Source organism: Trabulsiella guamensis ATCC 49490, from assembly GCF_000734965.1.
Lineage (GTDB): Bacteria > Pseudomonadota > Gammaproteobacteria > Enterobacterales > Enterobacteriaceae > Trabulsiella > Trabulsiella guamensis.
Genome location: NZ_JMTB01000056.1, coordinates 1 through 10,299, shown reverse-complemented (window position 1 = coordinate 10,299; position 10,299 = coordinate 1). Strand labels below are relative to the sequence as shown.

The window sequence follows — 10,299 nt, the reverse complement described above, 5'->3', positions numbered from 1 at the left end:
GTGCGGTCAGAGTTAGCATAAGCCGCGCCCAGCGTCAGACCTGTGTCGCCAAAGTCATAGCTCAGAGATGTACCGAAACCGTCGCCGTTGGCTTTGCTGGCAGCACGGCCATCGTTTTCGTTTTTGCCCTGATACTGCAGGCCCAGTTTCAGACCATCAACCAGACCGAAGAAGTTGTTGTTACGGTAGGTCGCCATGCCGTTACCACGACCCGTCATGAAGTTATCGGTTTTGATATAGGAGTCATCACCGAACTCCGGGATCATATCGGTATACGCTGCGACGGTATACAGAATGCCGTAGTTACGACCGTAGTCGAATGAGCCGTAATCACCGGCTTTCAGACCGGCGAACGCCAGACGGGTTTTCGTGGTGTTGGCATCGCCTTCCACTTTGTTCGCTGCGATCTGGTATTCCCACTGACCGTAGCCCTGCAGAAGATCGTTAATCTGAGTGGCGCCTTTAAAGCCCAGACGCGCATAAGACTGGTCACCGTCCACACCGTCGTTGTCGCTGAAGTAGTGCTCAGCTTTCACACGACCGTACAGATCCAGCTTGTTACCATCTTTGTTATAGACTTCTGCAGCCTGAGCTGAAAGAGAAGCCATCACGCCTGCTATCATTAATGCCAGTGTGCTTTTTTTCATTTTCAATCCCGAGTTTAAAAAACGCGCTAATTGTCGTAGGGGGAACAAGCCCCGTGAAAATCAGAGAGGTTTTTAACTCGCAGGAGTGAAACTTTTATGACAATTTCAGAATACTTTTAAATAGTTGTGTTTTCATGTTTTCGTCATAAAGTTGTCAAATGTTGCCGTTACGCTTCCTGATCCCGCGCAATAAAGTTTCACCCCTTTCGCCATGAGAGTTGGCAAGCGGCGGGAGTCCTGTTAAAACGTCTGTTCGATACGGATTTTTCATTTTTATTGAACGGCAGAGAATCATGAGTGACAGTCAGACGCTGGTGGTCAAACTGGGTACCAGTGTTTTAACGGGTGGATCGCGCCGCCTGAATCGCGCCCACATTGTCGAATTAGTGCGCCAGTGCGCGCAGTTGCATGCCGCAGGGCATCGTATTGTGATTGTCACCTCTGGCGCCATCGCGGCCGGACGTGAACACCTGGGTTATCCTGAACTGCCAGCCACCATCGCCTCCAAACAACTGCTCGCGGCAGTGGGGCAAAGTCGCCTGATCCAACTGTGGGAACAGCTGTTTTCCATTTATGGTATTCATGTCGGCCAGATGCTGCTGACCCGCGCCGATATGGAAGATCGCGAGCGTTTCCTTAACGCCCGCGACACTCTCCGCGCGCTGCTTGATAACAACATCGTGCCGGTGATTAACGAAAACGACGCGGTCGCCACGGCAGAAATCAAAGTGGGCGATAACGACAACCTTTCTGCGCTGGCCGCTATTCTCGCCGGTGCTGACAAGTTGCTGTTGCTGACCGATCAACAGGGGCTGTTTACCGCCGACCCGCGCACTAACCCTCAGGCCGAACTGATTCAGGACGTATACGGCATCGACGATGCGCTGCGCGCGATTGCCGGCGACAGCGTTTCTGGGCTGGGTACGGGGGGGATGGGCACCAAGCTTCAGGCCGCTGATGTCGCCTGTCGTGCGGGCATCGATACCATTATTGCCGCAGGTAGTCGTCCTGGTGTGATTGGTGATGTGATGGAAGGGCTTTCCGTCGGCACGCGATTCCACGCGCAGGCCTCACCGCTGGAAAACCGCAAACGCTGGATTTTCGGTGCGCCGCCAGCCGGAGAAATCACTGTTGATGAAGGCGCAACCCGCGCAATTCTGGAAAGAGGGAGCTCATTGCTTCCAAAAGGGATTAAAAGCGTGACAGGTAACTTCTCCCGTGGTGAAGTGATCCGTATCTGTAATCTCGATGGTCGCGACATTGCCCACGGTGTCACCCGTTATAACAGCGACGCGCTGCGCCGCATCGCGGGGCACCACTCGCAGCAAATCGATGCCATTCTTGGCTACGAGTATGGCCCGGTGGCTGTACATCGCGACGATATGATCACCCGTTAAGGAGCCTCACATGCTGGAAAAAATGGGTATTGCGGCCAAAGCGGCCTCTTACCAGCTGGCATTACTCTCCAGCCGCGAAAAAAATCGGGTGCTGGAAAAAATTGCTGATTATCTGGAAGCGCAGACCGAAGAAATTTTGCGCGCAAATGAACAGGATCTCGCCGAGGCACGCGCGAATGGCCTGAGCGACGCGATGCTGGATCGTCTGGCGTTGAACCCTGCGCGTTTGCAGGGGATCGCGAACGATGTTCGTCAGGTCTGCCAGCTCGCCGATCCGGTCGGGCAGGTGATCGACGGCGGGCTGCTGGACAGCGGCCTGCGCATTGAGCGTCGCCGGGTTCCGCTCGGGGTGATTGGTGTGATTTACGAAGCGCGTCCGAACGTGACGGTAGATGTCGCCTCGCTGTGTCTGAAAACCGGTAACGCGGCGATTCTACGCGGCGGTAAAGAGACCTGGCGCACCAACGCCGCCACAGTGAAAGTTATCCAGCAGGCGCTGGAAGAGTGCGGATTGCCTGCGGGTGCGGTTCAGGCGATTGAAAGCCCGGACCGTGCGCTGGTGAGCGAAATGCTGCGCATGGATAAGTATATCGACATGATCATTCCTCGCGGTGGCGCAGGTTTGCACAAGCTGTGTCGTGAACAATCGACGATCCCGGTCATTACCGGCGGTATCGGTGTTTGTCACATTTTCGTTGATGAGAGTGCGGAAATTGAACCTGCGCTGAAGATTATCGTTAACGCGAAAACCCAGCGCCCGAGCACCTGTAACACCGTTGAAACGCTGCTGGTGCATCAGAAGATTGCTGGTGCGTTTCTGCCTGCGTTGAGCCAGCAGATGGCGAAAAGCGGCGTCACGCTGCATGCCGACGACAACGCCATGGTGCCGTTGCAAGCCGGGCCAGCGAAGGTGGTGGCAGTAGAACCCGTGCAGTATGACGATGAGTATTTGTCGCTGGATCTGAATGTTAAAGTCGTCAGCGACATTGATGACGCTATCGCGCATATTCGCCAGCACGGTACACAGCATTCCGACGCCATCCTGACGCGTACGCTGCGCCATGCCGATCGTTTTATCAACGAAGTGGATTCCTCGGCGGTCTATGTGAACGCCTCCACCCGTTTCACCGACGGCGGGCAGTTTGGTCTAGGGGCAGAAGTGGCTGTCAGCACGCAAAAACTGCACGCGCGCGGTCCGATGGGTCTGGAAGCGCTGACGACGTACAAGTGGATTGGCTTCGGCGACGATACGATTCGTGCTTAAATGAAACAGGGTGATGCAAAAACAGGCAGTTGGTTACCTGGGTTATTGACGCATCACCCTGTTAGATTTAACCTTCTACACCGTGATTCACGCTCGTGAACACGTCTCAGGGCCGGTATAGCTCAGTTGGTAGAGCAGCGCATTCGTAATGCGAAGGTCGGAGGTTCGACTCCTCTTATCGGCACCACTAACCACGCGGGTTCACGCGATATTCACCAGTTCAGCAAAAGCGCCTTGTGCCATATTTGTGCCATTCCCCGCCAGGAATGAGTCGATTTGCATGGCATGCTGCGTCAGGTGATTCGGTGCCAGATGTGCATAACGCTGTACCATCTCGATACTTTCCCAACCGCCCATTTCCTGTAGCGCACTGAGTGGTACGCCGGACTGAACAAGCCAGCTCGCCCAGGTGTGCCGCAGGTCATGGAAACGGAAATTTTCTATTCCCGCCCGCCTTAACGCCGCGCGCCATGCCGTGTTAGCATCAGACCGCATTTTGCGCACCGCCTTTGTTCTCGTGCCATCCGGGCGAACGGATGATTCGGTGTGAACAAAGACCCACCGGTTATGTTTCCCCAGCTGCTCCCGCAGCACCTTACAGGCCGATTCGTTCAGGGCGACCCCAATCGCCCTTCCTGCTTTCGCGTCTTCGGGATGAATCCACGCGACCTTCCTCTGCATATCAATTTGTGACCACTCCAGATCGGTGATGTTCGACCTGCGCAGCCCTGTCGCCAGTGCAAAAATAACAACTGGCTTCATATGCTCGGGAAGTTCCCGGATCAGGTTCGCCGCTTCCTCTTTGGTTAGCCAGCGAATACGCTTATTTTTCGGGACCGGGCATTTGATGTTCGGCGCTTTGGCTATCCATCGCCATTCGTTGGCCGCGCATCGTAACAGCGCCCGGATGAAAGCAAGGTGCGTCGCCTTCGTCGCCAGCGACGCTGGTTTATCCTTAAATTCAGGAACCGGCTTACCTCTTCGTAGCAGACTGTCCCGTTTAGCCTCCCAGTTCATTCGATGTTTGCGATTAACCATCGAACTCACCGCCGACAAGATCCTGTCTTCCGTGATTGCTGACAGGTCCATTCCTTTGAAGTGCATCCTCCAGAATCCGATCCGGCTTTTGTCATCGTCCAGGCTTTTCTTGTGCTGCTTTTCGTTAAGCCAGCGAACGCACGCTTCATCGAACGTTCGCGGCTTAAACTCCCCCATCTTATCAACTCGCCATGCTTCAGCTTTCAGCTGATCATAGAGCTCCTGCGCTTGCCTTTTGTCCGTTGTCCCAAGAGACCGTCTAATTCGACTTCCACCAGGCGTAACGAAGTCGCAGTGCCACGTACCGGCACGTTGTTTGATTGACATGCTTTATCCTCCTGCACATCAACCGCATTCACGGGTTGATTGTGGATCGGGTTCTTCACTGCCGCAATACAGTCTGTTTTGCAGATCAGGTATGGGCTTTTTTTCTTATGTGGATTTTTTCGGGTAGCAGCCAGGCGACCGGACTTTATCCACTGGGCAATCGTGCCTTTATCCACTTTAAGGAAGGCGGCGGCCTCATCTCTGGTAAATACTTCTTCGTCCATCGATGTTCTCCAGTGGCCCCATCCGGGGCCGTCGTTGTTAATCAGTGTGCCTGTGCAGGCAGGTTTCGAAGTTTACGAACGCCGATCATTGCTGTGGCGACATAGCTGGTGGCCCGGTTGACGACTTCGACGGTGACCTTCATGCCATCCACCTCAACGGTGTAATTTGTCTGGTGCTTCTGCCTGCCGTAATCGCCATATTTTGCGTGCTGCGCCGCCAGCGCAGCATCGCAAGCGCGGCGACCGATAGGTGATTGCTTACTGCGATTAATCAGCCTCATCATCACTTCACTCCCAAAGTGGCTACGACATCACTCGCTGTTTCGCGGGTGCTGCCTTTGCTGGATATAGCCCGGCGAGCACTGACGCGGTGCAGAGTGAAACCGTGCTGTTCATAAAGCTCAATAACTCGCGGCGCTGTTGAGTTACTGATAAGAACTTTCGCACCTCGCTGGTGTGCTGCCACACAGCTTTCCGCAAGTGAAATATGATCCGCCCATGAAAAACCACCAGCGGAATAACTGGTAAAGCCAGCGGTTCCGGGCATCGGCTCATACGGCGGATCGCAGTAAACGACATCACCATCACCTGCCAGCGCCAGCGTCCGGCGGAAATCAGCATTCATGAACACGCACTGAGGCGATTTCTCCCTGAATGCCAGGATCTCCGCTTCCGGAAAATACGGTTTTTTGTACTTTCCGAAGCCGACATTAAAAAAACCATCGCGGTTGTAGCGCATCAGGCCGTTAAAGCAGTGCCGGTTGAGATACAAAAATGCTGCCGCACGCAGCGGAGCATTCATGAGCTGAGCGTTAAAATTCGCTCTGATTGATTTGTAGCCATCCTCCGTTCTGCCGGATTCAAACAGGTTTCTGGCAAAATCCATAACGCGGAGGGGGTCAGCCTCCAGCATCTGCCAGAGGTTAATCAGATCGGTGTTAACGTCCGCCAGCAGGAAACTTTCGTGCTTGTCAGAGTTGAGAAATACAGCACCAGCACCAACAAACGGCTCAATCAGTCGCTTGCCTGCCGGGATAATCTGGTACAGCTCCGGCAGCAGCGAATATTTGCCGCCTGCCCATTTAAGGAACGGGCGCTGCCAGTTGCGCGGTGCAGGCGCTTCAACGGAAAGCGCTGCGGTGATACGCTCACCGATCCAGCGCATTACCGGCACAGCCATAGAGTTGCCAATCGCTCTGTAGCGTGGACCGTCCGGACAGTCAGCGGCATCCTTTCCACGCCAGCCGATCAGAGTGTGATTGTCAGGGAATCCCTGAAGGCGCTCACATTCGCGAGGCGTCAGGCGACGCACTGCCGTTGCACAATTTAGCGCAAATGCAATAGCTGGGGGCTGGCCGCCGTTGGCATGGCTTTTGTAGCTGTTTCCGGCGCGGAGTGTCGGGGATAAGGAAGGAGTGGCATCAGCACCGTAATCCTTGCTGCTGAATGCAATAACCACACCATGCTTATCGGCAACGGTAAGGCACGGCGAAAGGTTGCGCATTGGCGCGGTTGCATTTCCGCCGTTTTCAGGCGCGCGGCCAATCCAGTTGCCCGGAATTCCCCAGGTGATCGCGTTTTCCTGTCCGTGATTCCTGCCAATGGTGTGCGCCAGCTCCCGGTTAGTGTCCGGATCCTGCGTACCATGGACGGCGAAAGTTTCTGTATCAAAGTCCATTCGCACGCCGTGAGCTGTGCATGCGGTCGCTACGTCAATGCTGCCGCTGGTATTGCCGCCGCCATACCCCAAAACATAGGTGTCCAAATCCTCTGCTGTGCTGTCGTTTTCTTTCGCCAGCAATGTGCGGGAGATACTGGAATAAGCATCTGATACAAGGCCAGATCCGCGCTGGCTGAAAATTTCCTGATTGCTGGCACCAATGCCACCGATATTGTGCGACTGGTTAAGTGTCGGATGCGGATTTACCGGATTGTCCCAGTGACTACCGCCTTCAGCGCATTTTCCAGTGGCGCAGGAAGTTTCCGGTTGCGTTTCTCTGCGCGGCGGAGTATCCCGGCGCACGCTGTTGAACTCAAAAAGTACCGCTGCGGGATTGATGTCTTTTCGAGCACTTGCGACAACGAACACACGGCGGCGGCGTTGGGCCACTCCGAAAAATTGAGCATCAAGGACACGCCAGGCGATAACCCTTTCTGGTCCAGACACACAACCTGCGTGCGTCCATTTCCACCCTGCTGGCTGCAACTCACTGCTTTCTCCGGCAAGTCCTGCCAGAAAGCACCCGAAGGCATTGTCTTTGCTGCTGAGCACGCCGGGGACGTTCTCCCAGACGATGATCGCTTCTTCTTCCCCGCGTTCGCGGCGCTTTTCGTCGATTGCATTCGCTAACTCCACGTAAGAAAGTGTTAACTGCCCGCGCTCGTCAGACAGGCCTTCGCGTAAACCCGCAATGCTGAATGCCTGGCATGGCGTTCCGCCGACCAGCACATCAGGAGCTTCCACTTCACCAGCGCGCACCGCAGCGGCGATTCTGGTCATGTCGCCGAGGTTGGAGACATCAGGCCAGTGACGGGCAAGAACCGCAGACGGGAAAGCTTCGATTTCGGCAAACCATGCCGGTTGCCATCCCAGCGACTCCCATGCGACGCTTGCGGCTTCAATCCCGCTGCAAACTGATCCGTATCTCATGCTGCCACCTGCTTTTCGTTAAGTTCTTCAGCCAGTCGTTGCGCCTTCAGTGGGTTGGTAACGACTTCACCCCACGGCAGCAACCATCCGTTTTTCTCTTTGAGCCAGGGAAGGCGCACCGCGCCAACCCTGATTTCGTCCTGTGCGTGTGTCATAGCGCATAGATAGAGTGAGAAGGGAACGGAAGACCGATCGGCGCAAATGGGATATCGTCGTCAAAGTCGATCGGTGACTGACCGCTGTTCTGCTGCAAGCGAGACTGTGGTGCGCCACCAGTCTGATTTGCATAAGGGTTACCGCCATGTTGGGCATTGCGCGAGCCAGAGAACTGCGCGCCGCCGTGGATACGTTCGTCCTTGTCCTTCATCGACAGTTCAAGCGCAGCGATCGCTTCTGCCGGGGCATTTTCAGCGTGCTCGGCGTAGGTCTTACGCGTTCCTGGCTGGAAAACATGGCGCACTTCGAACTTGTAACCGTCGCCGCCGTCGTTTTTGGTGTACAGCACCTTCTGGAGGAACAGTCCCACCTTTTTGCCAACCAGTGCCGGGCAGTGCCATTCGATGCCGTTTTGACCCTGTACCTGCTGCGGTTGCGCCTGTTTTACCTGGGCGACCCACATCAGCGCTGATACCAGCCCCATGCCGAAAGTCTGCTGGCCGTCTTTGCCAAGGAAGTTAATACGCAGGAAATTCGCCTTAAGTCCGTTGGAATCCAGGCTGAGTTCGAGCGCCTGGGACTGGCTGCCATCTTTTCCGAAGGTGTACACCGCAGAAACGATTTCGCCCTCGTAAGCACCGGTTTCGCTGATCCCGCCTGTTGCGCCTGCTTTCTTCGCCATCTCAGCCGTTTCGTTGTTCCACATAAAAGTCATTGGTTGGTTCATCGTTAAATCCTCAAAGTTACAATTCGGTCATAAATTCGGTGATAGCCACGTCTACGGCGTGGAGGTCGTTGTCCATTTCCGTCTGATCAGGGAACAGGTCAGGCGGCGCTTTGGCGGTGTCGTTGTCATCGCCTTTGATGAGAAAAACGTGTTTACCGTCCTTCTTGATGGCGCGCAGCACGATGGAGAAATAGCCCTCTGGCGTCAGCTTTTCGTTGAGCATCTTCCCGGTGGTCTTCATGCGGATCTTTCCCTCGGTCTCTTCGGTGTGAGCCAGGAAATAAACGCGGAAGTCGTCCGGCAGCTCGGTGGCCGCCATGATGATTCGCCAGATGTGATCTGCCATTTCGGTGAACTTGGCATAGCCGGTCTGGTACGCGCGGTTCATGTTCTCGTGCTGCATGACCACCTGGAAATCGTCGATGATCAGGATGCGGCGCGTTTTCGACTGCACCATGCGATAGATGGTGTCCAGCACCGTTTCCCAGTTATCCGAGCGCAGAACGTTACCGCGCTGTTTGCTTCCGTCTGGCAGCAGCTTGCCGTGAAGTTTCCAGCCCGCAGACTTGAACGGCAGCATTTTGGGGATGCACTGGAGCAGCATCACATCGTCCGGATTGAAGTTGCGCAGGCTGTAGGACTTGCCCGCGCCAGAATCACCGAGGATCAGCACTGGAGTACCCATCATTTACCCCCGTTCAGCCAGTGTTCAGCCGTAAACAGCACGTCTTCGTCGTCGCTGTTGGCAACGAGCCAGCGCAGGTAACCCGGTTCTGTTTTTGCCAGCTCTGCGAACGGGACGCCTTTATGCTTACCGAAGCGGAGCGCATGCAGCAGGGAAGGGTTATTGGAGATGGCCCGCATTTCGCCCATCGTCCATTTCGCCAGTCGGCCCATATAGAGCAGCAATTCGGCGGTGACGTAGCAGTCATACAGCGAGCGGTGAGCGTAAAGCCCTTCTGGTACTTCCGGTTTCAGCCCGAGGCTGTAACGCAGGTACTGGTTGCTGTGGCTCTTGTGCTCTGGCAGGAGCGAACGCGCCAGCTTGGCGGTGCAGATCCACGGCGCATCAATCTGCGGCAGTTTGGATTTGTCGAACTTCGCGTTGTGGGCGACGTAGGCATCTGCCCCCAGATAGCGGCCAATTACTTCACTGAGCAGCGGCGCGCCTTCCACCATGTCTTCGGTGATATGGTGAATAGCCATGGCCTCAAAACCGATCGCCACGCCTGGCTTAACGAGGTCGCTCATTGGGTTGCAGATCACGCCGTCGACAATATCGACACTGGCGATTTCCACCACAGTTTCCGTGCCGCCTTCCAGCCCAGTCGTTTCGGTATTAATGACACGCAACATTGTTAATCCCCTGTGTTCTGTAATCACAAACTGCATCGAAGTGCGCGAGCTGGTGGGCGATGGCCTCAAGGTCAGCTGGCGATAAGTGGTACATCAGGCACAGCAGCGCTATAAGGTTCATGGCTTGCTGTTGGTTTTCGGATCGCATCGCTTTTTCTCCTGTTCTGAAAGCCCGGCACCGTGGAGGCTGCCGGAATCAATTCAGTCTTTCGGGTTGAGCTTTTCTGTCAGTTCAGCCACGCAATCACGCCCGGCCTTTTTGTATGCTTCTGCCGCGTCGCCGTCATATTTGTCATCAACGGCGTCTTCAAACTCTTCAATGGTGCCGAAGAAGCATCCCGCCGCGATTTTGAATTCTGTGCCCGTCCATGCCGCAAAGATGGTGCGCCCGGAATAACCACAGTTCTTGCGGTATGCGATATTGCTGATGCTCTCAACATCAAGATAAAGGGAGCCGCCGACGGTGAGATTGTCCGGCAGGCTGGTAATGCCGGTGCCGCGCAGGTCGAGGCC

Annotated in this window: 12 protein-coding genes and 1 tRNA gene; 3 read left to right on the top strand and 10 right to left on the bottom strand. The window is 55.2% G+C overall.

Features of this window, described 5'->3' with window-relative positions; all coding sequences use genetic code 11:
* Window positions 1-647 (bottom strand): porin (locus tag GTGU_RS07425; protein WP_038155442.1); only part of this gene is annotated, 647 nt, incomplete at its 3' end.
* A gap of 293 nt (window positions 648-940) precedes the next feature.
* On the opposite strand from GTGU_RS07425, the gene proB reads away from it, so the two are divergent.
* From proB to GTGU_RS07410, 3 genes are all read left to right on the top strand, one after another.
* A complete protein-coding gene (gene proB, locus GTGU_RS07420; RefSeq protein ID WP_038155441.1) occupies window positions 941-2,044 on the top strand; it encodes a glutamate 5-kinase in 1,104 nt (367 codons plus the stop codon).
* Between the two features lie 10 nt (window positions 2,045-2,054).
* Entirely contained in the window at window positions 2,055-3,308 is a 1,254-nt protein-coding gene (gene proA, locus GTGU_RS07415; RefSeq protein ID WP_038155439.1) for a glutamate-5-semialdehyde dehydrogenase, read from the top strand.
* A 111-nt stretch (window positions 3,309-3,419) separates the two neighbouring features.
* A tRNA-Thr gene (locus GTGU_RS07410) sits at window positions 3,420-3,495 on the top strand.
* Window positions 3,496-3,509: 14 nt separating this feature from the next.
* On the opposite strand, the gene GTGU_RS07405 is transcribed toward GTGU_RS07410, so the two are convergent.
* The 9 genes from GTGU_RS07405 to GTGU_RS26070 form a co-directional block, all read right to left on the bottom strand.
* Entirely contained in the window at window positions 3,510-4,667 is a 1,158-nt protein-coding gene (locus GTGU_RS07405) for a site-specific integrase (protein ID WP_233423429.1), read from the bottom strand.
* Window positions 4,550-4,897 carry a helix-turn-helix domain-containing protein gene (locus GTGU_RS24435; RefSeq protein WP_072011928.1) on the bottom strand — a complete coding sequence of 116 codons (348 nt, stop codon included), beginning with the start codon at window positions 4,895-4,897 and terminating at the stop codon, window positions 4,550-4,552. Before GTGU_RS24435 ends, GTGU_RS07405 begins: the two co-directional genes overlap by 118 nt.
* Before the next feature lie 41 nt (window positions 4,898-4,938).
* Window positions 4,939-5,178, bottom strand: a complete 240-nt coding sequence (locus GTGU_RS07400) for a DUF4060 family protein (RefSeq protein ID WP_038155436.1) — start codon at window positions 5,176-5,178, stop codon at window positions 4,939-4,941.
* 2 nt (window positions 5,179-5,180) lie between these two features.
* Window positions 5,181-7,547 carry a Dam family site-specific DNA-(adenine-N6)-methyltransferase gene (locus GTGU_RS07395; protein WP_038155434.1) on the bottom strand — a complete coding sequence of 789 codons (2,367 nt, stop codon included), beginning with the start codon at window positions 7,545-7,547 and terminating at the stop codon, window positions 5,181-5,183.
* Entirely contained in the window at window positions 7,544-7,702 is a 159-nt protein-coding gene (locus GTGU_RS07390; protein ID WP_038155432.1) for a DUF1317 family protein, read from the bottom strand. The genes GTGU_RS07395 and GTGU_RS07390 overlap by 4 nt, the downstream gene beginning before the upstream one ends.
* On the bottom strand, window positions 7,699-8,430 hold the full coding sequence (locus GTGU_RS07385; RefSeq protein WP_038155430.1) for a single stranded DNA-binding domain-containing protein: 732 nt from the start codon (window positions 8,428-8,430) through the stop codon (window positions 7,699-7,701). The genes GTGU_RS07390 and GTGU_RS07385 overlap by 4 nt, the downstream gene beginning before the upstream one ends.
* Window positions 8,431-8,446: 16 nt before the next feature.
* Window positions 8,447-9,115 carry a DEAD/DEAH box helicase family protein gene (locus GTGU_RS07380; protein ID WP_211252861.1) on the bottom strand — a complete coding sequence of 223 codons (669 nt, stop codon included), beginning with the start codon at window positions 9,113-9,115 and terminating at the stop codon, window positions 8,447-8,449.
* The gene (gene exoX / locus GTGU_RS07375; protein WP_038155425.1) at window positions 9,115-9,786 is read right to left on the bottom strand and encodes an exodeoxyribonuclease X; all 672 of its coding nucleotides are present in this window, start codon (window positions 9,784-9,786) and stop codon (window positions 9,115-9,117) included. Before exoX ends, GTGU_RS07380 begins: the two co-directional genes overlap by 1 nt.
* Before the next feature lie 201 nt (window positions 9,787-9,987).
* Window positions 9,988-10,299 (bottom strand): hypothetical protein (locus GTGU_RS26070; protein ID WP_038155423.1); only part of this gene is annotated, 312 nt, incomplete at its 5' end.